This is a genomic window from [Enterobacter] lignolyticus SCF1, from assembly GCF_000164865.1.
GTDB lineage: Bacteria > Pseudomonadota > Gammaproteobacteria > Enterobacterales > Enterobacteriaceae > Enterobacter_B > Enterobacter_B lignolyticus.
The window spans coordinates 3,469,249-3,491,535 of sequence record NC_014618.1 but is presented as its reverse complement, the minus strand read 5'-3'; the positions used below and the strand labels follow the sequence as shown (position 1 = coordinate 3,491,535).

21 protein-coding genes are annotated in these 22,287 nt (G+C 55.0%); 14 read left to right on the top strand and 7 right to left on the bottom strand.

Features of this window, described 5'->3' with window-relative positions:
* Positions 1-48 precede the first annotated feature (48 nt).
* Positions 49-1,008 carry a transcriptional regulator MelR gene (melR, locus tag ENTCL_RS16295; RefSeq protein WP_013367245.1) on the top strand — a complete coding sequence of 320 codons (960 nt, stop codon included), beginning with the start codon at positions 49-51 and terminating at the stop codon, positions 1,006-1,008.
* A 123-nt stretch (positions 1,009-1,131) separates the two neighbouring features.
* On the opposite strand, the gene ENTCL_RS16290 is transcribed toward melR, so the two are convergent.
* The gene (locus ENTCL_RS16290) at positions 1,132-2,034 is read right to left on the bottom strand and encodes a LysR substrate-binding domain-containing protein (protein ID WP_013367244.1); all 903 of its coding nucleotides are present in this window, start codon (positions 2,032-2,034) and stop codon (positions 1,132-1,134) included.
* A 165-nt stretch (positions 2,035-2,199) separates the two neighbouring features.
* Between ENTCL_RS16290 and ENTCL_RS16285 the strand changes: the two genes are divergently transcribed.
* The 9 genes from ENTCL_RS16285 (at position 2,200) to ENTCL_RS16250 (ending at position 12,060) form a co-directional block, all read left to right on the top strand.
* The gene (locus ENTCL_RS16285; protein ID WP_013367243.1) at positions 2,200-2,757 is read left to right on the top strand and encodes a hypothetical protein; all 558 of its coding nucleotides are present in this window, start codon (positions 2,200-2,202) and stop codon (positions 2,755-2,757) included.
* Complete coding sequence (locus ENTCL_RS16280) at positions 2,750-3,076, top strand: hypothetical protein (protein ID WP_013367242.1); 327 nt, start codon at positions 2,750-2,752, stop codon at positions 3,074-3,076. The genes ENTCL_RS16285 and ENTCL_RS16280 overlap by 8 nt, the downstream gene beginning before the upstream one ends.
* Positions 3,077-3,089: 13 nt before the next feature.
* Positions 3,090-3,935, top strand: a complete 846-nt coding sequence (locus ENTCL_RS16275) for an MBL fold metallo-hydrolase (protein ID WP_013367241.1) — start codon at positions 3,090-3,092, stop codon at positions 3,933-3,935.
* Positions 3,936-4,430: 495 nt separating this feature from the next.
* Entirely contained in the window at positions 4,431-4,637 is a 207-nt protein-coding gene (locus tag ENTCL_RS24070) for a hypothetical protein (protein ID WP_013367240.1), read from the top strand.
* A gap of 472 nt (positions 4,638-5,109) precedes the next feature.
* Positions 5,110-5,811 carry an oligogalacturonate-specific porin KdgM family protein gene (locus ENTCL_RS16270; RefSeq protein WP_013367239.1) on the top strand — a complete coding sequence of 234 codons (702 nt, stop codon included), beginning with the start codon at positions 5,110-5,112 and terminating at the stop codon, positions 5,809-5,811.
* Positions 5,812-5,947: 136 nt separating this feature from the next.
* A complete protein-coding gene (locus ENTCL_RS16265) occupies positions 5,948-8,413 on the top strand; it encodes a hypothetical protein (protein ID WP_013367238.1) in 2,466 nt (821 codons plus the stop codon).
* A complete protein-coding gene (gene bglB / locus ENTCL_RS16260; RefSeq protein WP_013367237.1) occupies positions 8,410-9,483 on the top strand; it encodes a beta-galactosidase BglB in 1,074 nt (357 codons plus the stop codon). The genes ENTCL_RS16265 and bglB overlap by 4 nt, the downstream gene beginning before the upstream one ends.
* 35 nt (positions 9,484-9,518) lie before the next feature.
* Positions 9,519-11,159 (top strand): alpha-glucoside-specific PTS transporter subunit IIBC, encoded by a 1,641-nt coding sequence (locus tag ENTCL_RS16255; protein ID WP_013367236.1) that lies wholly within the window; start codon positions 9,519-9,521, stop codon positions 11,157-11,159.
* 67 nt (positions 11,160-11,226) lie between these two features.
* Entirely contained in the window at positions 11,227-12,060 is an 834-nt protein-coding gene (locus tag ENTCL_RS16250; RefSeq protein WP_013367235.1) for a sugar phosphate isomerase/epimerase family protein, read from the top strand.
* A 67-nt stretch (positions 12,061-12,127) separates the two neighbouring features.
* On the opposite strand, the gene ENTCL_RS16245 is transcribed toward ENTCL_RS16250, so the two are convergent.
* Positions 12,128-12,466 carry a SemiSWEET family sugar transporter gene (locus ENTCL_RS16245; protein WP_013367234.1) on the bottom strand — a complete coding sequence of 113 codons (339 nt, stop codon included), beginning with the start codon at positions 12,464-12,466 and terminating at the stop codon, positions 12,128-12,130.
* A 227-nt stretch (positions 12,467-12,693) separates the two neighbouring features.
* Positions 12,694-13,842, bottom strand: coding sequence for a lactaldehyde reductase (gene fucO, locus ENTCL_RS16240; protein WP_013367233.1), 1,149 nt, complete (start codon positions 13,840-13,842; stop codon positions 12,694-12,696).
* A gap of 303 nt (positions 13,843-14,145) precedes the next feature.
* On the opposite strand from fucO, the gene ENTCL_RS16235 reads away from it, so the two are divergent.
* A complete protein-coding gene (locus ENTCL_RS16235; RefSeq protein ID WP_013367232.1) occupies positions 14,146-14,511 on the top strand; it encodes a YcgJ family protein in 366 nt (121 codons plus the stop codon).
* Positions 14,512-14,572: 61 nt separating this feature from the next.
* Here ENTCL_RS16235 and dgcJ read toward each other — a convergent pair whose 3' ends face one another.
* The 4 genes from dgcJ to ENTCL_RS16215 all read right to left on the bottom strand — a co-directional run bounded on the left by dgcJ (position 14,573) and on the right by ENTCL_RS16215 (position 18,948).
* A complete protein-coding gene (gene dgcJ, locus ENTCL_RS16230) occupies positions 14,573-16,087 on the bottom strand; it encodes a diguanylate cyclase DgcJ (RefSeq protein WP_013367231.1) in 1,515 nt (504 codons plus the stop codon).
* A gap of 275 nt (positions 16,088-16,362) precedes the next feature.
* The gene (locus ENTCL_RS16225) at positions 16,363-16,650 is read right to left on the bottom strand and encodes a hypothetical protein (protein ID WP_013367230.1); all 288 of its coding nucleotides are present in this window, start codon (positions 16,648-16,650) and stop codon (positions 16,363-16,365) included.
* 176 nt (positions 16,651-16,826) lie between these two features.
* Positions 16,827-18,275, bottom strand: coding sequence for a Cu(+)/Ag(+) sensor histidine kinase (locus ENTCL_RS16220; protein ID WP_013367229.1), 1,449 nt, complete (start codon positions 18,273-18,275; stop codon positions 16,827-16,829).
* Positions 18,265-18,948: a copper/silver response regulator transcription factor gene (locus ENTCL_RS16215; RefSeq protein WP_013367228.1), complete on the bottom strand. Its 684-nt coding sequence runs from the start codon at positions 18,946-18,948 to the stop codon at positions 18,265-18,267. The genes ENTCL_RS16220 and ENTCL_RS16215 overlap by 11 nt, the downstream gene beginning before the upstream one ends.
* A 192-nt stretch (positions 18,949-19,140) precedes the next feature.
* On the opposite strand from ENTCL_RS16215, the gene ENTCL_RS16210 reads away from it, so the two are divergent.
* The 3 genes from ENTCL_RS16210 to ENTCL_RS16200 all read left to right on the top strand — a co-directional run bounded on the left by ENTCL_RS16210 (position 19,141) and on the right by ENTCL_RS16200 (position 22,282).
* Complete coding sequence (locus ENTCL_RS16210) at positions 19,141-20,526, top strand: efflux transporter outer membrane subunit (RefSeq protein WP_013367227.1); 1,386 nt, start codon at positions 19,141-19,143, stop codon at positions 20,524-20,526.
* 35 nt (positions 20,527-20,561) lie between these two features.
* Positions 20,562-20,918 carry a cation efflux system protein CusF gene (cusF, locus tag ENTCL_RS16205; protein WP_013367226.1) on the top strand — a complete coding sequence of 119 codons (357 nt, stop codon included), beginning with the start codon at positions 20,562-20,564 and terminating at the stop codon, positions 20,916-20,918.
* Between the two features lie 86 nt (positions 20,919-21,004).
* Complete coding sequence (locus tag ENTCL_RS16200; protein ID WP_013367225.1) at positions 21,005-22,282, top strand: efflux RND transporter periplasmic adaptor subunit; 1,278 nt, start codon at positions 21,005-21,007, stop codon at positions 22,280-22,282.
* The last annotated feature ends 5 nt before the right edge of the window (positions 22,283-22,287 follow it).

Below are 22,287 nucleotides of genomic sequence, written 5' to 3'. Positions count from 1 at the left end.
CGCTCCCTGTTATGCGAGGATATCTGATAATTCAGGAGGATATTCACTATGGACCATACTCCACAGCGTCCGCCGCCCGACCCGCATATGTGCAACAGTACTGACAATCTGGTTCGCAGTCCTCTGGCGCTTTATTCTGAATATCAGCGCATGGATATTGAACTGCGTGCGCCGCATGTGATGCCTGCAAGCCACTGGCATGGGCAGGTGGAGGTCAATGTCCCTTTCGATGGCGACGTTGAATACCAGTTCAACGATCGCTCTGTGAGCGTGGAACGAGGACATATCACGGTGTTCTGGGCATGTACTCCGCATCAGCTTATCAACGTGGGTAATTGCCGGAGCATGGCTATTTTTAATTTACCCATGCACCTGTTTCTCTCCTGGCCTCTGGATCGCACGCTGGTGAGCCATGTGACTCACGGCATGGTGATTAAATCACTTGCTGCGCAGCAGTTAAGTGATTTCGAGGTCCGCCGCTGGCAGCAGGAGCTTAATAGCCCGGATGAGCAGATTCGTCAGCTGGCGATTGAAGAAATTGGGTTGATGCTAAAGCGCTTTAGCCTCCTGGGCTGGCAGCCTGTCCTGGTAAACAGAAGTTCACGGACCTACAGCACCGGGAATAATATGTCACGGCATGCGCAATTTTATGTCAGCCAAATGCTGGAGTTTATTGCCGGAAATTATGATCAGGCGCTGACCATTGAGCAGGTTGCGGAACATGTTAAGCTGAATGCCAATTACGCCATGGGAATTTTTCAGCGCGTGATGCAAATGACGGTGAAACAGTACATCACCGCGATGCGGGTTAACCACGTCAGAGCGCTGCTCAGCGATACGGATAAGACTATACTGGATATTGCGCTCACTGCGGGCTTTCGTTCCAGCAGTCGCTTCTACAGTACCTTTAATCAATATGTCGGCATGTCGCCGCAGAAGTATCGTAAACTGAGTCAGCAACGAAATGCGGGATATCGCTTAGCCTGGCATGAGGCTCCCGCGCGTTAATTTTCGGCATTTTCTGCAGGCTGATGAATACCTCAGGCCTGTGAATCGCCACGAGTTTAACAGGCTGGGAGCGCGCACTGTTTCATCCTGGGGGGGGAGAGGCGCCTTTCAGTATTAAAGGCATCAAATAGGTACTTTTGTCAGGTTATTCATTTCAGTCAGCAACCAGTGTTCAAAATCCTTGAGTGCCGGTTCATTTGTTCCTGTTTCCGTCGGTTTGACTAAACAGAATTTTTTACTTACAGATGCCGATTCTGGCCAGGGGGCGACAAGCGCGCCGCTACTCAATTCTTTGTCAACGTACATGCGCGGCACTAATGCAACGCCTTGTCCCGCCAGTGCGGCAGCTATTGCCATTTCATGAAGGTCATACCTGGCACCCTGAGCTAAATTATCAAGGCTTATCCCGATTTCCCGGGCATAATGCTGCCATGCTTCAGGATTCTGCCGTCGATGAATGCGCGGTAGTTCACTCAACTGTTCATAGACGTTCTTATCCGTTAATAATGCCGGATGGCATATGGGCACCAATTTTTCCTGAAAGAGAAATTGCATGCGCATGCCTGACCAGGCGGGATGCTCAAAATGAACGACGGCATCAAAGCCACTTCCGGTAAGAATGAAAGGGTCAGTTCTGGCTGCGATATTTAATGTGATATCCGGGTGTAGAGATTGAAAACCACTCAAGCGCGGAATAAGCCATCGACTGGAGAACGTCGGCAGTACGGCAATATCCAGACTCCTGCTGCCCTCAGGCATACCGGTGATGTACAGGGTATCCCTTTCGAGTCGTTCAAGCGCTTCGTGAACGTGATGCGCATAACGCGCACCGACTGGATTCAGTTTTACACGGCTTCCCGCCCGGTCAAACAGTCTACAGCCCAGTAAAGATTCGAGGCGGGCTATCTGACGGCTGATGGCCCCTTCTGTAAGCGAGAGTTCCTTTGCTGCCCGGGCAAAGTTACCGTGCCTCGCGGCGGCATCAAAAGCCTGCAGGGAGGTGCTGCTGGGTATTTTTCTGCGCATAAAAACCCCTCTTTTGATGTGTATATGGTGACCTTTCAGTGATCTAATGTCACTAATCAATGAAATAATATCGATTCATAGCCGAAAAAACAGCATGTAGCATGATGAAAAGTCATTAGACAGGCTCATGTGTTTCCTGCTGTTTACTACTGTGGAGGTTAATCGATGTTATATATCGTTGAATGCTCGTATAACGATCCTGGAAGCGAGGATGAGTGGAATAAATTTTACAGCGAGGAAAAACTGCCAGCATTGGTCTCCGTCCCTGGATTCAGTTCTTCACAGCGATTCCGGGCTATAAAACCTGGCTGTCCTGCATATCTTGCGATTCACACCATTAAGGATGCGGATGTTCTTACCAGTGATGATTATCGGCAGGAAGGGGGCGGTCATTTCTCCTTCGGGCAGGCATACATCACGGACTGGCACCGCAACTTGTATGAGTGTGAAGGCCCGGCTCCGGGCATATCCTCAAATGAAATACTGGCAGTCAGCATTTGGCCGATAGGCTTTCTGGAGACAGAGCTGGGGTGCCAGGTTCTGAAAATGCAGGCCGTGGGGCTGAATAAATCCCCGGAACATCGCGTTATATATGTCCTGACGCGTGAAAATGCCTCACTGCTTGCGGAAATTCCTGAGGTATATCTCTACGAAGCCCTCACACCGCAGCTGCAGAGCCCTGTTAAGGGGCCTCAAAGGGGAGGGCTACAGAATTATGCCTAATCTTAGTTTTCATATTGCTGAAGATCGGTTTGACAGATTCACCGATCTTCCCGGTTTTACCCATAATTGCATTACACTCTGCTGCAACATACTTGGCGCAGAACCGGAAAAAGTTCACATCATATATATCGATGTAAAGCCGGGATGTGGGTATCCGGTATATGCCGAAATCAATTACCGTCTGACAGAATTGCGGACATCAGAGGTGATGGAAAATTTTATGCATGAGCTGGAGCTGGCTATTCAACAGGCTTCGGGTTTAATGGCGCGTATTCGCTGTTTTGGATTTATTTCATCTCAAATATATGCCAAAAACTAACCCTGAGGTATTTATGAAACATGTACCCTTCATCTCCTGTCAGATTGGGGATTTTCTGGTAACAGCATTGAGTGATGGCAATATATCAGCCAGCCTGGATTTACTATCAGGTATTGAAACTGTCGATGCAGAGGTCATTCAGCATAATGCCGGGATTGTTGAACCCGGCAATATCCATATCAACTGTTATCTCATCCGTGGGCGAGGGCGAACCATCCTGGTTGATACCGGTACAGGAGGGCAGAGTGAGGCGGGAGGCCAGCTTAAAGCAAACCTTGTTGCAGCCGGGGTCCGACCTGATGATGTGGACACGGTCTTATTGACGCACGGTCATCCTGACCATATTGGGGGGCTGCTGGATGCTGAAGGGCGACCAGTCTATGAACATGCTGAACTTCATCTTCATACTCTCGAAGCGGAATACTGGTGGGACGATGAAAAACAGAGAATGGCCAGTGAGCGAGGAAAATATAATTTCATGCTGGCTCGTCGCACACTAGACGCTTATGCGCAGAGTGTGCGTTTTTTTTCCGGTAATGAGGTAACCGAGGGTATTCTGCCCGTATGGTTACCGGGTCACACACCAGGACATACCGGGTTCCGCGTTGGTTCGGGTGATAAAAGTTTATTAATATGGGGGGATATCGTCCATTATCCTCATATTCAGTCAGCAAAACCGGGTGCTTCTATTTTATTTGATGTTGATCCCGCGCAGGCCGAAGATACGCGGAAGAAAACGCTGCAACAAGCTGCCAGGGATAAGTTGCTTATAGCAGGCATGCATTTAGACCGAACCGGGTTTGCTACCGTTTTCATGGCCGATGGTGGATACCGTATTTCCTACTCAGGGAATGAATAGGTATATACGACTCCGCTCCAGCAAAACGTTAACTAAAGGATAGTGCTTGCCGTTATTTCCAGTACTAAAATTGAACGCGTATTTTTGCATTAAAATACAATAAGTTTTTTTATGTTGAATCCTGTAAGACCCGAAAATAATAGTAAAGTCTTAAGGCAAAGAGGCTGTCTGGTGTATAAAAAAAGCCCTGGGGTTCAGGGCAAAATACTACGTCGGATTATCTTTGAACTAGTTTGTCAAAGTTGCAATATGAAAACATACGTTGATTTGTATGACAAATGAATAATGGGAATAGCAAGTATTCTCGGTATCTATCTCTGACTATTTCTTGCGCAGATTTATGTGCGGTGAAGCAGACGCTGTCCACTATCTGACTACCGGGCGTTGGCGGGTGGCGCTATTCCAGAATTAAACTCCGCGACGATTGCTCCGTCGCCTTATCATCGTTATGTTATGACAATGTTAATTTGAAATGCACGATAGCGGAGAGGTGATATGAAGCTGCAAAACGGACCGGTATTATGCCCTCACTGCGACAGTATGAGCGCCTACTATGAGATTGACAGGCTCTGCGCGATAAGGGAGAAGGCTTCGGCAGGTGAACACCGGCAGGAGTGGGCCAGCGTATTGACAACCCACAAGAAGAGAGCGTTTTGCCTTACCTGTCATAAATCAATCGTGGTTTCTGCAACGCAGCCATAGCCTGCGACAGCGCAGGCATAACTGACAGTCATTGAACATTACTAGTTCCAAAAGACTCTAATTCACTTTATTAATTTCCAGATAACACTTCGCGCTCGCTGTGCGTGTGTTTCCCGTCATCAGCGCCAACTCTGCGCCAGCCCAGGCACAGAGGGCTTTCGCACGTACGTCAATACCCCGCTAAGATCATAATATGTATAAAAAGAAACGTTATTTCATTTTGAGTAAACGCTAATTTCAGTTTTTATATATCCCCACGGCTTGTCATGGAAACTGAAACTGTGGGCGCACCGATATAACGATATGAATGGGGATGCTGGCGCTGCGTGAAGCAACGTCCATTTCATCAGTCGGTTACCTCTGACCACTCATCTTTGACTTCAGCCGCTTCAGGTCAGATAGCGTGCCGCAGAGCATGTCATCTGGCGATAAAAACCTTTAGTAGTTCTTTTCACAGGATTGATTGAAAGGTATGACGTTGAAATCTTTATATGCTGCCCTTGCCGTTTGTTCGGCGTTAACGAGCCTGAATGCTAATGCATGGAGCCTCAACTATCGCCACGAATTTCTGGAAAAATCGGAACAGCAAAGCGATCGTCTTGTCGTTGGGCATCGTTTCGATAACGGCTGGGGCTTTAGCGTAGAGTCCAAATTTACCAACGAAGGGGAAGGGGCGTTCGATGGTTTTCATACCACCGGCACCGAATACGATCTGAGCTATCTTGCTAAACCGAATTCGACATGGTGGTGGGAAGCCGGATTTAATACCGAGATAACCGACGACGTCCAGGATCTGCGCGTTCATTTCAAACCGACCTACTGGTTTACGCCTGAGCTTTATACTGCTGCGCGTTTCAGGGTTGGCCAGCGCAACTATACCGACGCCTCTGGACAAGATAATGGACACTATTTCCAGCTGAACTATTACCTGGGTTATAACGCTGAGAATTGGTCTATTGCCTACGATTTTGAATATAAGAAGCTGGATTATCCTGACTTTAAAGGCGAAGAGTATTCTTATCTTAATAACGTAACGATCCGCGTTCCTATTAATAAGAACTGGCGTCCTTATACCGAAATTGGCTACGTATCGTATAACGATCCAACGGATAACAATCCCTATCCTGACGAGTGGCAGTGGCGCTGGCGCGTCGGGGTTGAATACGTATTCTGACGGTCATTCCTCTGAATACGGCTGCACTTAAGATGGGTTTATTACCGCAGGCTCATTTTCGTCAATGAAAAAGGGTCTGCTCTTATTTTCAATGCCATTAGCGTCGACAGGCGTTAATGGCGACAAGGAGAGTTGTATGTCTCTGGGAAATTGGGTGCTTGAACCGGGAGAGGCGCTTACGCGTTTTTGCGTATCGGCTTCCCGCGAGGAGCGATTCGCCGAGTTTTTTACCGGTGAAGCCATGGATATGACCATGGATTACCACTTCCAGAATGGAACCGGGCCGTCAGAGGAGACGTTTTGCCGACAGATTTTTCGCCAGCAGATGGCGGAGCGCAGCGTCGATCCCGCGCAGGCGCTGCCGCGCTCGCAGGTTACCTTTGTCGGTGAGAGCGACACGGTGTCGTTTTCATCCTTTAACCGCCTGCCGTTCCACGTACAGCGCTGGCTGGAGGTGGAGCTGCATGCCGAAAGCGCCGGGCTTTACCCGTTTCAGCTGTCAACCTGCGGCGGCGTCCGGATCTGGCGCGATGGCGCGGCCGTCGCCAGCTTTACCCCGTTTACCCGCAATACGCAGCAGAGCTGCGACGTCCTGCTGCCGCTGGCGGCCGGGAAAAACACCCTGCTGATTCACCTGGAAGAGCTGTTCGAGCGCGATACCCATTTTGTGCTGCGCCTGATTTACCGCGGCGATGTTTCGCTGGGCGTGTCGCTGCCGAACGTCGAGGCGAAAACGCTGGATGCATTAACCCATTTTGCCAGCGGAATGCGCCCGGAGCTGACGGCCTGGAACAACCAGGCGCGCATCCGCCTTGCCGCCGCCGCGCCCGCGCATACCGTTCATCTTGAGGGCGAAATCCACGGGATGGGCAACGACAATTTCACGCCGCGCCAGGTCGATTTTGGCGCGGTCTCTCCGGCGTCCGAGGCGCTTACGCTTGAGATCCCCCGCGACATCGGCCCTGCGCACTATCAGATTGCGCTACGCATGCGCTGTGAGGATGTCTGTATCACCCGCGCGATCGGGGTCAACGTCATGCAGCCGCTGGGCGCGGCGGAACCGTCGGGCAAACTGCAGGAGCGCAAGCTGCAGGCGCTACGCCACACGGCGCGTCACGGAATGGACCGCACCTCGCGCCTGCTGGCCATGCTGCACTGCGGCGAAGTCACGGACGCCGCTACGCCGCTGCTGCTCGATACGCTGCAGCGAATCAGCGCCCGCGAGGATTGCTCTGATTTCTCACTGGTGCCGCTGCTGTGGATCTGGCGCGATCACGAGGGCGAGCATTTCCCGCCTGCGCTCTGGCGACGCGTGCGCAGCACCATCCTGGGCTACCGCTACTGGCTGGATGAGCCGGGTAACGACGTGATGTGGTTCTGGAGTGAAAACCACACGCTCTGTTTCCATGCCGCTCAGTATCTGGCGGGCCAGATGTTCCCGAACGACCTGTTTCTGGCGTCGGGGCGCTCTGGCGAGCAGCAGCGCGAGATTGCCGCGCGCCGACTGGCGCAGTGGTTTGACGCCGTTGAGCAGCACGGTTTTGTCGAGTGGAATTCCGCGCCGTATTACCCGGTTGACTACATCGGTCTGTTTGCGCTGTACGAGCTGGCGGCGGATGCCTGGATCAGTGAACGCGCAAAAGCGCTGATCGACCGGCTGATGCTGCTGAGTTCCCTGCACTATCAGGCCGGAATTGCGGCCGGCACCATGGGGCGGGTTTACGAAAAAGAGCTGCTGGCGGGCGTACTGACCGAACTGTCTGCCTACGGCAACGTGGCCTGGGGCGGCGGCTGGTACAACCGCAAGTGCGCCTCTCTGCCGCTGTTTTGCGCCAGCGACTATCAGCCACCCGTCGATACCCACCGTTACGCCACCTTGCAGCAGGGGACGCTGTCCGCCAGCTATCAGGCGGGCGGCGGAAACATTGTCGTGTGGAAAGCGCCCGGCGTCAGCCTCTCCAGCTGCGTGGATCACCATACCGGCAAGCGGGGCCATCAGCAGCATCTGGTGGATGTCCAGTTCGCCAGCCACTACGACGCGAAGCTGTGGGTGAACCATCCGGGCGACGATGAGCCCGGCGGTGAAAAACGGCCGTCCTACTGGTCCGGCAACGGCGTATTACCGCGGGTGATGCAGGTCGACAACCGCGCCATGCAGATCTACTGCCTGCCTGAAGGGGAAGCCTTTCCCTGGACCCACCTTTACCTGCCCGGCGAGGCGTTCGATCGGGTGATTAGCACTGCTCATAGCTGTGTGGTTAAGGCCGGGGAGGCGTTTGCCGCCATCTGCTGTTCCGCGCCGCTGACGGCCGTGACTCAGGGGATGACCGCCGGTAATGAGTACCGCGCGCAGGGGCATCGCGTCGCCTGGTATATCGAAGTAGGACACGGCGATGCCAGCGACTTCGACGCATTCTGCCAGCGCATGTCGACGCTGAGCGTACGTCTGGACGACAGCGACACCGCCGTCGCCGCGACGGCGGAAGGCGAACTGATGCGCCTTGATCTACAGGGCCGCTGCCAGGTTGAGGGCGTTGAGCGCGCCTTTCCTGCTGATGCCGGATGCCATCCGATCGTGATTTATCGTGGAGACGCACAATGAAGCCGCAACAACTCATCCCCGCCCTGGAGCGGGTAGTTCACGGGTTCTGCCAGTTAAAAGGGATGGGAGAGCTGAGCGCCAGCAAGGGCCTTGCTATTCAGTTTGAGCAATGGGAGTGGGAGGTCGGCGTCGGTCTTTACGGCTTCTGGCGCTATGCCCTGCATCAAAATGACGCCGCGCTACAGGCGTCACTGCTGGACTGGTATGAGGGGCAGATAGCGAAAGGTCTGCCGGCCATGCAAATCAACACCACCGCGCCGATGATAACCCTCGCGCTGCTGGCGGGCCACGGCGATCGCGCCGATCTGCGCGAAGCGGTCAACGCCTGGGCCGACGATCTGATGGCGAACCTGCCCAGAACCGAGGAGGGGGGCTTTCAGCACGTGGTGAAGGAGCAGCCGAACACCGGACAGCTCTGGGATGACACCCTGTTTATGACCTGTCTGTTCCTCGGTACGGCCGGGATCGTACTGAAGCGCCAGGATCTGATAGACGAAGCCGTTTACCAGTTCCTGCTGCACACCCGCTACCTGAGCGATCCCCGCAGCGGCCTGTGGTATCACGGCTGGACTTTCCTCGGCAATCACCATTTTGCGGGCGCCTTCTGGGCGCGTGGAAACGCGTGGATCACCGTCGCTATCCCGGAATTTATCGACCTGATGGGCGAGCACCTCGATGCCGGTACCCGACGCTTTCTGACCCAGGTGGTCGCGCGCCAGGTGCGCTCCCTGTGCGACCTGCAGGCCGAAAACGGCATGTGGCACACGGTGCTGGATGACCCTTACTCCCCGCAGGAGTCTTCCGCCACGGCGGGGATCGCCTACGGCATGCTGCGCGGCGTTCGTCTTGGCCTGCTGGATGACGCGGTCGTTGAGCCTGCGCTGCGGGCCGCGCGCGCGGTGTGGCAGCGCATTGATGCCGACGGCATCGTCCTTGAAGCCTCTAAAGGGACCATGGTGGGGCATGACCATCAGTACTACTGCGACATCGCCATTGCCCCTGTGCCTTACGCCCAGGCGCTGACGATGCTGCTGCTGCTTGAGCTCGAGCAGGGCCAGTGGCTGGCATAACGGTTTTAACGTTGTAATTATTCGGAGAACATTTGATGTCCAAACGGAACATTATGGGGGCCTTCCAGACTTTTGGCGGCGCCATGGCGGTCCCCATTGCCTTTCTACCCTTTACCGGTTTACTGCTCGCCATCACCGGCTTACTGACCATGCCCGACGTGATGGGCGGGCTTGCCCATCCGGATTCTAACTTTTATAAGGTGATGACCATCATCAAGTCCGGCGGCTGGACGATTTTCAGAAACTTCCCGCTGCTGTTCTGTATGGCGCTGCCGGTGGGTCTGGCCAGAACCGGCCAGGCGCGCGCGGCGCTGGTCGCCTTCTTCGCCTACATGGCCTACAACTACTTCACCAACAGCATGCTCACCTTCTGGGGGCCTGAGTTCGGCGTTGATTTCAGCAAAGCGGTCGGCGGCTCCAGCGGTCTGGCGCTGGTCGGCGGCATCAAAACGCTGGATACCAGTATCGTCTTCTCGCTGATTATCGGCGGCGTGGTGACCTGGGTTCATAACCGCTTCTTTGAGAAGAAGCTGCCGGATTATCTGGGTATTTTCCAGGGGATGAGCCTGGTGTTCATCATCTCCTTCTTCGTTATGCTGCCAATGGCGTACCTGACCTGCCTGCTGTGGCCGAAGGTGCAGCTTGGCATCAACGCCATGCAGAGTATGTATGTCGAAGCGGATGCGTTAGGCATGTGGATGCTGGCGTTTGTTGAACGTATGCTGGTGCCGACCGGTCTGCACCGTTTCGTCTACTTCCCGTTCTTCTTCGGTCCGGCGGTGGTTGACGGCGGCCTGTATACGCACTGGATTGAAAACGTGTCGACCTACGCGGCCTCTACCGTTCCGCTGGTTGAACAGTTCCCGGCGGCGGGCTACTCCCTGTACGGCAACATCAGCGTTTTCTGTTCATTAGGGGCGGGTCTTGCCATTTACGCCACGGCGAAGAAAAGCCAGAAGCGCAAAATTGCGGCGCTGGTCATTCCGGCGATTATTACCGCGATGGCGGTGGGCATCACCGAGCCGATTGAGTTTACCTACCTGTTCGTTGCGCCAGTGCTGTATCTGGTGAACGCCCTGATCGGCGCGACCCTGTGCGTTGTGCTTTATCTGTGCGGCGTGGTGGGGTTCATGGGCGGTGGTTTGAATGACATCATTCTGTTCAACTGGGTGTTCTACGCCAAGAACCACGCGCATCTTATCTGGATCCACCTGGGTCTGGGGCTGGGCTTTGCGGCGCTCAACTTCTTCGTGTTCCGCTACATGATCCTGCGCTTTAATTTCCTGACGCCGGGCCGTGGCGAAGACGAAAATGAAGAGGTGCGTCTCTATACCAAGCAGGACTATCGTAACAAGCAGTCTGGCGCGCCGGTCGCGGGCCAGGAGCCGGACAGACTTAAGGCGGCGGCAATCCTCCAGTGCGTTGGCGGCTATACCAACGTCGACACGATTGGCAACTGCCAGACCCGTTTGCGGCTGGTGGTGAAAGACCCGGCGCTGGTTGCTGACGATAAGGCCATGAAACAGGCCGGAGCCCTCGGCGTCATGCGTGCAGGTAAGAACCTGCAGGTGGTGGTCGGACTGTCGGCGCCGATGGTTCGCGAATACTTCGAACAAGAGTTCAATAAAGGACCGGGCAGCGCCAGCGCGGAGCTGGCAGCCGCGCCTGCGGTCTGATACCTGAGTGATATACCTGTGGGGGAGCAATGCTCCCCCATTGTCATTTTTCCAACAGGAGCTGCGTATGAACCGGTTGAACATCGGCGCTCGCGCCCATGATCTTAGCGGCCACTCCCTGCAGGATATTATCGATGAGGCCCGCAAACTGGGCCTTGACGGGTTGCAGCTGGCCATCCATAAAACCTGGGAGGACGAGTGGCAGGCCAGGGATGAGGATGCGATTGTCGCCAATATTCATCACCTTCAGTGTTCCGGGCTGTCCCTGTTTCTGCTGGCGAGCTACTTTAATCCGGCGCATTCCCGCCCCGATGTGCTGGCGCGAGAGCTCGAACGCGTGCGTTTTACCATCGCCGTTGCCGGCAAAAGCGGCGTTGCTGCGGTGGGAAGCGAAACGGGCTCCCTCAACGACGATGAGTGGACGTGGCATCCGGATAACCACGGTGAGACGGCCTTCTCCACCGTAGAGCAAACGCTGTCACGGCTTCGCCCTTCGCTGGTGGCCCATGACAGGCACTTTCTGGTTGAGGCGGTCAGCGACCACATTATTCACGACGCCGGTCGTCTGGCGCAGCTAAACGCGCGGCTAGGGGCGCGTTTTCAGGTCACCTTGGATCTCGCCAATCTGCTCAATACCGGTAATGCCGCGCGCTGGCGCGACGTGCTGGAACATTTTCTTCTCACCCACGGCGGGCGGATTCGCCTCCTCCATTTTAAGAACTTTATCCTGCAGGACGGGCATAAGGTGCCGGTGGGGCTTGAGGAGGGGATCATCGATTACGCGCAGGTGCTGAGGACGCTTGAGCGTTTTCAGCTAAGCCATATTCCTGTTGTTGTTGAAGAACTGACGGGGGCGGCACTGGCGGACAGCGTGGGGTATTTGCGGCGGCTGAGCGAATAATTCGGCGAACATCGTCATGGTTGCTAAAAATAAACAGCGCGATCCGCGCTGTTTATTTTTTTTTCTATCAATCGCGGGCGCGTTCGTTATTCCATTTCAGCGCCATAACGGCGCTCGCCAGCAGCAGCGTAACGCCGTTAGCGGCAATCAGCGGAATATCTCCTGATTTAATCCCGTAGGTTAGCCACAGTAAAAGGCCGCTGATAAATACCAGATACATTTTGGTGGAAATCGCCCTGGTTTCACGCGTCTTAAGGATGTCGAAGACCTGTAAGGAAAACGAGCCTGTCGTCAGAAATGCCGCGCACAGGCCAATGGAGGCGGCGTCAAAGGCAAACAGGACGGTGCTTAGCGCTGCCGTCCCTGCCAGGAAAATAATCTGGTTTGATGAAATACGTTTTTTCACGGGTGAACCTGTTGATAAATTGGGCGCATCAGGGCGATGAAATAATATGAAAAGGGCACTGATAAGCAGTGCCGGGGCATAGTGTAGTTGTTTTTCTTTAATTTAAAACGGCGTTTTGAATTTAATTTTTGGTATTTTTAAATGAAAAATTACTTGGCGGAAGAGGCGACGACAGGGTGGGCAGAATAGCCTGTTTCCCAAGGAAACAGGCTATTGTACGCGGCGATTTACCAGGCCTGGTGGTACAGCGCCATAATATCGTCGAGGGTGGCTTCCCGTGGGTTTCCACCGGTGCAGACGTCGTCGAACGCCGCCTGCGCCAGGGCCGGGATATCTTCTTTACGAACGCCGATGGCGCGCAGATTTTCCGGGATGCCGACGTCCTGGTTGAGCGAGACGACCGCGTCGACGGCCGCGGCGCGCGCCTCTTCCGGCGTCAGATGTTCGACGGGGCGGCCCATCGCCCGCGCGATGTCGCGGAATTTGTCGCCGGTATGGGCCGCGTTGTAGCGCATCACATGCGGCAGCAGGATAGCGTTAGCCACGCCGTGCGGGGTGTTGTAAAACGCGCCAAGCGGATGCGCCATGCCGTGAACCAGCCCCAGGCCGACGTTGGAAAAACCCATCCCGGCGACGTACTGCCCCAGCGCCATCGCCTCGCCATCGTCACGGTTGCCGTTGACCGACCCCCGCAGCGCGCCGGCGATAATCTCAATGGCTTTCAGGTGCAGAGCGTCGGTCAGCGCCCAGGCGGCGCGGGTGATGTAGCCTTCAATCGCGTGCGTCAGCGCGTCCACGCCGGTGGCGGCCTTCAGCGCTGGCGGCATAGCGTCCATCATATCCGCATCGATAAACGCGGCCTGGGGAATATCATGCGGATCGACGCAGACGAATTTGCGGCGTTTTTCTTCGTCGGTGATGACGTAGTTAATCGTCACTTCCGCCGCGGTGCCTGCGGTTGTGGGAATCGCCATCACCGGCACGCTGGCGCGGCGGGTCGGCGACAGGCCTTCGAGGCTGCGCACGTCGGCAAATTCGGGGTTGTTATGAATAATGCCAATCGCCTTACAGGTGTCCTGCGGCGAGCCGCCGCCGATGGCGATCAGGTAGTCGGCCCCGCTGTGCTCGAAGGCTTCAAGGCCCGCTTTCACTACCTGGATCGTCGGGTTCGGAACCACGCCGGTGAACGCCTCCCAGGCAAGCCCCGCGTCGTTCATCCGCGAGGTGACTTTTTCGACAACGCCGCAGCGCACCAGGTTTTCATCGGTCACTATCAGGGCCTTGTGGTAGCCGCGCCGCTGCACCTCATCGACTAACGATGCGACCGAACCCCGGCCAAACCACGCCGTTTCATTCAATATCATGCGATGTGTCATAGGATAATTCCCCTTTTCGAAGCCCATAAGTTTTCAGCAAAAGACCTTGTAACTATGTGGTTATTGTTTATCGATAGCGGCGTCGCGAAACAACCGGGGCGCGAATGTGTGATGGTTATCAATGAATAAGGCGTTTAGCGCCGTGCTGCGGCGAGTTCTGGCTGCGCTGAAAATGTCCGTTTGCGGCAGGTTTTTGCAAAACGGTCAGCATGGAGGACGCTGGCGGGGCAGCGGCGGGCGTTGCGTTCGGGCGATCGAGGCAATAAGCTAATTCCTCAATAGATAAGCGATAAGGGAAGCACAATGAAAAGAGCATGGGGTTTGCTGGCGCTGCTGGGCATCGCGGCGTGCGCCGGGGCGGCAGGCAGCAAACAGGCGCTGAAAACGCCGGTCCCCGGCGTGGTATGCGATAAATACGTCTGCGCCGACAGCAACGGGCTTTCCGCACCGCTCACGGAAAAATATCTGGGGAAAAATGCGGGTAAGAAATTAGCTTCGCTGGGGGACTTCGACCATACGCAGTTTACCTTTGCTAACGGTATTTTCTGCGATGTGAAGGAAAAGCTGTGCCGTAAGGATCGCTATTATGGCATGGACGGTAAACGCAGCGGCGCAATTGACCAGCACACGACGAATCTGCTGTTCCATCCGCAGCCGGCGAAAAAATAAGAGAATCGCCAGGCTGCCCCGTTGGCCGACATGATGGCAGGAAACATACGTTTTCTGCCGGTTATGCCTGCGCGTATTTATTACGCTTGTGTTGATACAAGAGCTCATCGGCTTTTAATAACGCAGTCTCCAGCGTATCGCCGGATCGCAGCTGATAGCTGCCGTAAGAAAAAGAAACCAGCTTATTTTCATCGATTGCGGCGAGATTTTCCTGAATGCGGGCTATTACATCGCGGGATTTTGCCAGCGAGGCGTTAATCAGCACCAGACTAAACTCATCGCCGCCGAGGCGAATACCAGCGTCGCTTTTACGAATAGACTGCGCGATTGCTCTACCTAAATACTGAATGGCCTGGTCACCCATGTGATGGCCGAGCGTATCATTAATTTTTTTCAGCCCGTCGCTGTCGATAGCGATAACGGTGACGGCGATATTTTTTGCCAGCAACGTCTGAATTTTTTGCGCCAAAGCGGGCGTGAGCGCTTTACGATTATACAGCCCGGTCATTGCATCCGTGACGTTGTCGCGAGAGAGCGACTCATGCCGCATGAGCTGCTGGCGCGCGTAGTGGCACAATAACCCGGTGCCCAGCAGGTACAGCGCTATCAGCCACAGGCAGTTGATCAGGACATAAATCCCGTCCAGCTTGATATGCAGGGTATAATAGCGGGTAATATTTTCCGCATAGTGAATCAAGGGCGCAGATTTGAGCTCCGGACGGTGGAACACGATATTATCGCCAGTGGCGTTATCGGTGACATACAGTGAAAGAAACCGCCACAACAGCGGGCGCTCGGTCGTATAAAATGAGGTGGCAAGGTCTTCGATATTAACATCCGTTATCAGAATGCCTTTGATTTCGTTATGCTGAAAAACGGGGGTGAGCATGCTGATAATATTTTTCTTAGTGTATCCATCACGATAAATATGCGACACAATATTCTCACCCTGACGTAAATCGTTTAATGCATCGGCATCGATGTTGATACTGTGGGCGCTCCGCTCGATATTAATATTGCCATCGCTGGTGACTAACCAGTTGCTAAATGTATAATGATGCGTATCAACCAGTCTGTTGATAAAAATAAAATTATTTTGCAGATCAATGTAGTAGCGAATATTGTTAAAACGGTAGCCGGTATAGTTTGAAAATGTATATTTTGATAACGTTTCGACCGTATTGTTTTGAATGATCGGTAGCGCAGAAACATCCTGCGCCCATGCGTTGCAGTCATGATTACGCGTTTGCAGCGTTCCATTGAGGCTGGGCATCGTTTGTCCTGCCAGGTTCAGGCCTGTTATCCCGTTCATTGACTCAACGTGCCGGCAGATCGCCGCGCTGCTCTTTACATTACCGCTGCTGGCCTGCTGATGGGCGGAAAATATTCGTGAAAGGCGAAAGGCAATATTCTGGTTGACATATTCTTCATGGAACAGCGCTGATTTCCCGTTTTCTGCGATATACCCCATGTAGCCTTGTAAACTTCGGTATTCATTTACGATAAAACCGAAGAAAATAGACGTCGTCAGAACGATAATAATGATTGTCGCGCTGCGGTATTTAGGCTGTGGCAAAGGGGAATATTCCTTTATTCAAAACGGATACAGAAGAATCTGAGTATAGCACCTGACACCGCCGGAGAGTTCAAAAATAAACAAATCAGCATTATCTAAAATGCCGGTCCCAACGTATTGTTGACGGGCGGTGAATCCCCCTAAGCGGCGGGGCGCTCAGTCAGGTTTTTGAAATCCCAGTAAACACAATGCATGCGGGTCAGTTGGACTGGCTGACTCACCGGGAGGCACCCGGCACCGCAACTGACCCTTTCGCATCCTCTTATCCAACCGGCTTACTGCTGAGCCATCATCATTTTACGGTGCTTTTCAATCTGCTGCTGATGCGCGTAAGCCTGGCTGTTGTTCATGCTGGCATGTGCGGCCATCGCTTTCTGGTGCGTATTCATCTCCGTCATTGTCATGGCGTTTCCGGCCACTGCGGCGGCGGGAGCGGAGGCGGCTGTCTGGTGCGCCGCCGCCTGGGCATTGTTGACCTGACGGTGCGCGTCCACCGCGTCGGCGGCCCAGGCGGAAGAGGCAATGCCCAGGGCGATGAAGGCAGTGATAATCGATTTTTTCATGGTGCTAGTCTCCTTATTCATTTCAACGTGTCGTTCCAGAGGAATTCCGCGGAGGGAAGCGTCTGGATGTAGTTGATTATAAAGAGATGATTCTGTTGCCAGCGTGACCGGGCGGTGACAAGTGCGTCATGAACGCGCAGGGATAAAGCAGCCTGTCCGACGACAGGCCGATGCGTTCAGGCGGCAAGCCTGGGAAGGCTGAGGGTAAAGCGGGTCGACATGGCGTCGGAGGCCACGCTGATTTTTCCCTGGTGCGCGGCGACAATCGATTTCACAATGGCCAGCCCTATGCCGCTGCCTTCCCCCTTGCGCTGGCGTGAAGGGTCGACGCGATAGAAGCGGTCAAACAGGCGCGGCAGATGCGCTGGCGCAATGGGCGCTCCCGGGTTCTCCACCGTCAGCTCCGCCCATTTGCCGCGTTCATGCACATGCACCGTCACGGACCGACCTGCCGGGGTATAGCGAATGGCGTTGGATAGCAGGTTATTGATGACGCGGCGCAGCATCAGCGGGTCGCCCTCCACGATGCAGGCCTGGCCCTCCAGCTGCAGACCGACGTTGCGCTCTTCCGCCCAGGCCTCGAAAAACTCGAATACCTTGATGGTTTCCGCCCGCAGGTCCAGCGGAATACGCTCCGGGATCAGCTGATTGTTGTCCGCCTGGGCGAGAAACAGCATATCACTGACCATTTTCGCCATCCGGTTGTACTCTTCAAGGCTGGAGTAAAGGACGTCCTCAAGCTCTTTTGTCGTGCGCGGCTGGCTTAAGGCAATCTCCGTCTGGGTGACGAGGTTGGTGATCGGCGTTCTGATCTCATGGGCGAGGTCGGCGGAAAAATTGGCCTGCCGGGTGAAGACGTCCTCAATGCGCGCAATCATATGGTTAAAGGAGATAACCAGTTGTTCAAGCTCGATAGGCACGCGCTCCGGCTCCAGGCGAACGTCGAGATTCTCCGAGGTGATGTTTTTGATTTTCATGCTGACGTTGCGCAGCGGCTGGTGGCCCTTATGCACTGCGAACAGCACGATAAAAATAATCAGCAGGCTCATCGCCGAGGCAATCATCAGCAGGTTGTGCTTCAGCGCGTCAAGATAGTGCAGGTGAAAATCAATGGAGAGCGCAATCAGCAGCGTGTCGGTTGCGGTTTTCCCGCTCCCCGGCGAGGCGACCGGGGAGGCGATAATCCGCCACGTGCTCTGGCTCATGCCATGCATGTTCTGCATGCTATCCTGGCTGTCGGCCCACTGAAATACGTTGCCGGAGCCCAGGTTCTGGCTGAAGCCGGCGGTTTTCAATACCGGCATCAGGTCAGGACCGTCCGCCGAGCGGTACAGCACCTGCTTTTGCGGGTCCAGCAGCAGCACCGAGATATAGCGATAGCTGGCAAGGATAATGCCGATTTTCTCCACCTTTTGCCGTTCGGAGTCATCGGGATTTTCCAGAATGGTCGACAGCGTAGTGTTGATCTGCTGCAGGTTTTTCACGTCCTGCTCGGCAAAGTGATTCTGTACGGAATGCAGCATGATACCGGCAAAGGCGGCAAAGGCGATGATGGTCGCCAGGCTAATGAAGAAGGTGAGGCGTATCTCAAGCGAAAACGGTCTGCGCCGCCAGTTAATCCTCATCAGGCACCTCAAGCACATAGCCGACGCCCCGAACGGTCTGAATCAGCTTCGGCTCAAAATCGTTGTCGATTTTGGCCCGCAGCCGTTTAACGGCGACGTCGATGGCGTTGGTGTCGCTGTCAAAGTTCATATCCCAGACCTGCGAGGCGATAAGCGAACGCGGGAGCACCTCGCCGCGATGGCGGATAAAAAACTCGAGCAGGGTAAACTCTTTGCTGGTCAGCGTAATACGGGCGCCGCCGCGGCTCACCTTACGCGATACGAGGTCGAGGGTTAAATCGGCGACCTGAAACTGGCTTTCCGGGATCACCGCCGCCCCGCGGCGCAGCAGAGTGCGCACCCGCGCCAGCAGCTCGGCGAAGGCGAACGGCTTCACCAGATAGTCATCGGCGCCGAGCTCAAGCCCCTTCACCCGATGCTCAATGGTGCCGAGCGCGGTCAGCAGCAGAATCGGCATTCCCTTATTGGCGGTGCGCAGCATACGGACGATATCCCAGCCGTTGACGTCGGGCAGCATGATGTCCAGTACGATCAGGTCGTAATCGGCGGTCATTGCCAGGTGGTAGCCGGTCAGGCCGTTATCGGCGAGATCGACCACAAACCCCGCTTCGGTCAGCCCCTTGCTGAGGTACTCTCCGGTTTTTACCTCATCTTCGACAATCAGTATTTTCATCTGCCCTCCGCAGCGCCAGTTCGCCTGTCATTCTAGTGGGCGGGGGGACGAGATCAACGACTTAAACCGAAAATGACAGCTTTGTCATTATCCTGTCACCCTGCGAACAGAGTCGCTCAGCTAAGGTGTCCGCCATCATCATCTGGAAACGATTGGCAGCAGGTTACCGGGCTCGCCTGGACGGGAAGCGATATGTTTAGATTAAAACAACTGGCGGTCAGTACGGCATTTTTTCTGGCGGGGTGCGTCTCTCTGGCGCCAGACTATCAGCGCCCTGAGCTGCCGGTGCCGCAGCAGTTTTCTCTCTCCCGCAATGCGCTCGTCCCGACAACCGCAGGCTATCAGGACACCGGCTGGCGCACCTTCTTTGCCGACCCGCAGGCCAGGCGGTTCATTGATGAGGCGCTGCGTAACAACCGCGATCTGCGAATGGCCTCTCTGAAGGTTCAGGAAGCGCGCGCGCAGTACAATGTGACCGACGCCGATCGCTATCCGCAGCTGAACGCCTCGTCAGACGCCAGCTACAAAGGCGGGTTAAAAGGCGATAGCGCCACCAGCAAAGAGTATGAGGCCGGGCTGGGTCTGACCTTCGATCTCGATTTCTTCGGCAGGCTGAAAAACATGAGCGAAGCGGATCAGCAGAACTTCTTTGCCAGTCAGCAAGCCCAGCGCGCCGTGCACATCCTGCTGATTTCCAACGTCTCGCAAAGCTACTTTAACCAGCGCCTGGCCTGGGAGCAGCTGAATATCGCCAAAGAGACGCTGCAAAACTATCAGCAATCCTACGCCTTCGTTGAGCAGCAGCTGGTCACCGGCAGCACCAACGTGCTGGCCCTTGAACAGGCTCGCGGGGTGATTGAAAGCACCCGCGCCGAGATCGCTAAACGGGAAGGGCAGCTGGCGCAGGCGAACAATGCGCTGCAGCTGCTGACCGGGAGCTACCAGATGCTGCCGAACGACGCGCTGAATCTGGAAAAAGATTTGAATCCGGTCGCGCTGCCGCCCAATCTCTCCTCGACGATTCTGCTGCAGCGGCCGGATATCATGGAGGCCGAGCACCAGCTGCGGGCGGCGGACGCCAATATCGGCGCGGCGCGGGCGGCGTTTTTCCCGTCTATTACCCTGACAAGCGGGATCTCCAGCAGCAGTACGGACCTGACGAACCTGTTTACGGCGTCCAGCGGTATGTGGAACTTCGTGCCGAAAATTGAGATCCCGATTTTCAACGCCGGCCGCAACCAGGCCAATCTGACCCTGGCGGAAGTGCGCCAGCAGCAGTCGGTAGTGAACTACGAGCAGAAAATACAGGCGGCGTTTAAGGACATTGCCGATGCGCTGTCGCTGCGCGATAGCATCAGCGGACAAATTGCCGCCCAGCAGCGTTACCTGAATTCTTTACAGATTACCCTACAGCGCGCGCGCGGATTATACGCCAGCGGCGCGGTGAGCTATATCGAGGTGCTGGACGCCGAGCGTTCATTATTTGCCACCCGGCAAACGATCCTCGATTTGAAATATGCCCAGCAGGTTAATGAGATCAATCTCTTTACCGCTCTTGGCGGCGGCTGGAGTGAGTGAAATAGCCAATCATGATGAAATCAGGAGTCAATATTATGCGTCAGTCAATGAAAGTCGCGCTGTTCGGAGTTCTCTCTCTGGTGATGGCGCAGGCCGTACAGGCCAACGAGCAGCACCAGGGAATGGCGATGTCCGGCAGCGAAACAAGCGCGCAGCCGCAGGTCGTCAGCGCCAGCGGCGTAGTAAAAGAAATTGATCTTAAAAATAAAAAAATCACCATTGCCCATGAGGCGATTCCGGCCATCGGCTGGCCGGCGATGACCATGCGCTTTACCTTCGCCACCCAGGATGACAGCATCAGCGCGCTAAAACCGGGCAGCCAGGTGAATTTCTCGTTTATCCAGCAGGGTAATATTTCGCTGCTGCAGAGTATTAACGTCATCCCGTCCTGATTATTTTCACGATTTATTCGCCCGGCATAACTGTCGTTATGGTGGGCGAATTTTCAAAGCCTATAGCTAATTTAGCAGGAGCGATGATGGCTTCTTTAAAATACACGGCAACGATTATCAGCAGTCTTATCGTGGGAGGCGTCATTTCGCTTGCGGCTTACCATTATATGAATGCTGCGGGCAGCGCGGCATCGCCGTCGGCAGAGCGTAAAGTCCTGTTCTGGTATGACCCGATGAAACCCGATACCAAATTCGATAAGCCGGGAAAATCGCCGTTTATGGATATGGATCTGGTGCCGAAATACGCCGACGAGGGCGACGCGCAAAACGGCAACGGTATCCGTATCGACCCCACGCTGGTGCAAAACCTGGGGCTTAAGACCGAAAAAGTCAGCAAAGGCCGTCTGCAGTACTCGCAAACCATTCCCGCCAACGTCAGCTTCAACGACTACCAGTTCGTGATAGTCCAGGCGCGTTCTGACGGTTTCGTCGAAAAGGTCTATCCGCTGACCCTCGGCGATAAGGTGAAGAAAGGGACGCCGCTGATTGATATTACCATCCCACAATGGGTGGAGGCGCAGAGCGAATACCTGCTGCTGTCGGCGACCGGCGGTTCAGCCACTCAGGTCAAAGGGATCCTTGAGCGGCTGCGCCTGGCCGGGATGCCGGAAGAGGATATTCAGCGCCTGCGCGGTTCGCGGACCGTCCAGACCCGCTTCACCATCAGGGCGCCGATCGACGGCGTCATCACCGCGTTCGATCTGCGAAGCGGAATGAACATTTCGAAAGATAAAGTGGTGGCCCAGATTCAGGGGATGGACCCGGTGTGGATCAGCGCCGCCGTCCCGGAGTCTATCGCTTACCTGCTCAAAGACACCTCGCAGTTCACCATTTCGGTACCGGCGTACCCCGACAGAACGTTCAGCATTGAGAAATGGAGCATTCTGCCCAGCGCCGATCAAACCACCCGTACCCTGCAGGTGCGTCTTCAGGTCGACAACCGGGATGAGGTGCTCAAGCCTGGTATGAATGCGTACCTGAAGCTGGACACCCAGAGCCCGGAAATGCTGCTTATCCCGTCGCAGGCTGTTATCGACACCGGCAACGAGCAGCGCGTCATCACCGTCGACGGCGACGGACGCTTCGTGCCGAAAGCCATCAGGGTGCTGCACGAGTCGCAGCGGCAGACGGGCGTTGGCGGCGGGCTGCAGGAAGGGGAGTCCGTTGTCGTCAGCGGCCTGTTCCTGATTGACTCAGAAGCGAACATTACCGGCGCGCTGGAGCGTATGCGCCATGCGCAGACCCCTGAGGCAATGGCGCCGGGGATGGTCATGCCGTCCGCAGACGCGCACTCAGGTCATTGAGGAGA

Coding starts and splice junctions, on each gene's coding strand:
- melR (WP_013367245.1), top strand. CDS start 49: ATGGACCATACTCCACAGCGTCCGCCGCCCGACCCGCATATGTGCAAC.
- ENTCL_RS16290 (WP_013367244.1), bottom strand. CDS start 2,034: ATGCGCAGAAAAATACCCAGCAGCACCTCCCTGCAGGCTTTTGATGCC.
- ENTCL_RS16285 (WP_013367243.1), top strand. CDS start 2,200: ATGTTATATATCGTTGAATGCTCGTATAACGATCCTGGAAGCGAGGAT.
- ENTCL_RS16280 (WP_013367242.1), top strand. CDS start 2,750: ATGCCTAATCTTAGTTTTCATATTGCTGAAGATCGGTTTGACAGATTC.
- ENTCL_RS16275 (WP_013367241.1), top strand. CDS start 3,090: ATGAAACATGTACCCTTCATCTCCTGTCAGATTGGGGATTTTCTGGTA.
- ENTCL_RS24070 (WP_013367240.1), top strand. CDS start 4,431: ATGAAGCTGCAAAACGGACCGGTATTATGCCCTCACTGCGACAGTATG.
- ENTCL_RS16270 (WP_013367239.1), top strand. CDS start 5,110: ATGACGTTGAAATCTTTATATGCTGCCCTTGCCGTTTGTTCGGCGTTA.
- ENTCL_RS16265 (WP_013367238.1), top strand. CDS start 5,948: ATGTCTCTGGGAAATTGGGTGCTTGAACCGGGAGAGGCGCTTACGCGT.
- bglB (WP_013367237.1), top strand. CDS start 8,410: ATGAAGCCGCAACAACTCATCCCCGCCCTGGAGCGGGTAGTTCACGGG.
- ENTCL_RS16255 (WP_013367236.1), top strand. CDS start 9,519: ATGTCCAAACGGAACATTATGGGGGCCTTCCAGACTTTTGGCGGCGCC.
- ENTCL_RS16250 (WP_013367235.1), top strand. CDS start 11,227: ATGAACCGGTTGAACATCGGCGCTCGCGCCCATGATCTTAGCGGCCAC.
- fucO (WP_013367233.1), bottom strand. CDS start 13,842: ATGACACATCGCATGATATTGAATGAAACGGCGTGGTTTGGCCGGGGT.
- ENTCL_RS16235 (WP_013367232.1), top strand. CDS start 14,146: ATGAAAAGAGCATGGGGTTTGCTGGCGCTGCTGGGCATCGCGGCGTGC.
- ENTCL_RS16225 (WP_013367230.1), bottom strand. CDS start 16,650: ATGAAAAAATCGATTATCACTGCCTTCATCGCCCTGGGCATTGCCTCT.
- ENTCL_RS16220 (WP_013367229.1), bottom strand. CDS start 18,275: ATGAGGATTAACTGGCGGCGCAGACCGTTTTCGCTTGAGATACGCCTC.
- ENTCL_RS16215 (WP_013367228.1), bottom strand. CDS start 18,948: ATGAAAATACTGATTGTCGAAGATGAGGTAAAAACCGGAGAGTACCTC.
- ENTCL_RS16210 (WP_013367227.1), top strand. CDS start 19,141: ATGTTTAGATTAAAACAACTGGCGGTCAGTACGGCATTTTTTCTGGCG.
- cusF (WP_013367226.1), top strand. CDS start 20,562: ATGCGTCAGTCAATGAAAGTCGCGCTGTTCGGAGTTCTCTCTCTGGTG.
- ENTCL_RS16200 (WP_013367225.1), top strand. CDS start 21,005: ATGGCTTCTTTAAAATACACGGCAACGATTATCAGCAGTCTTATCGTG.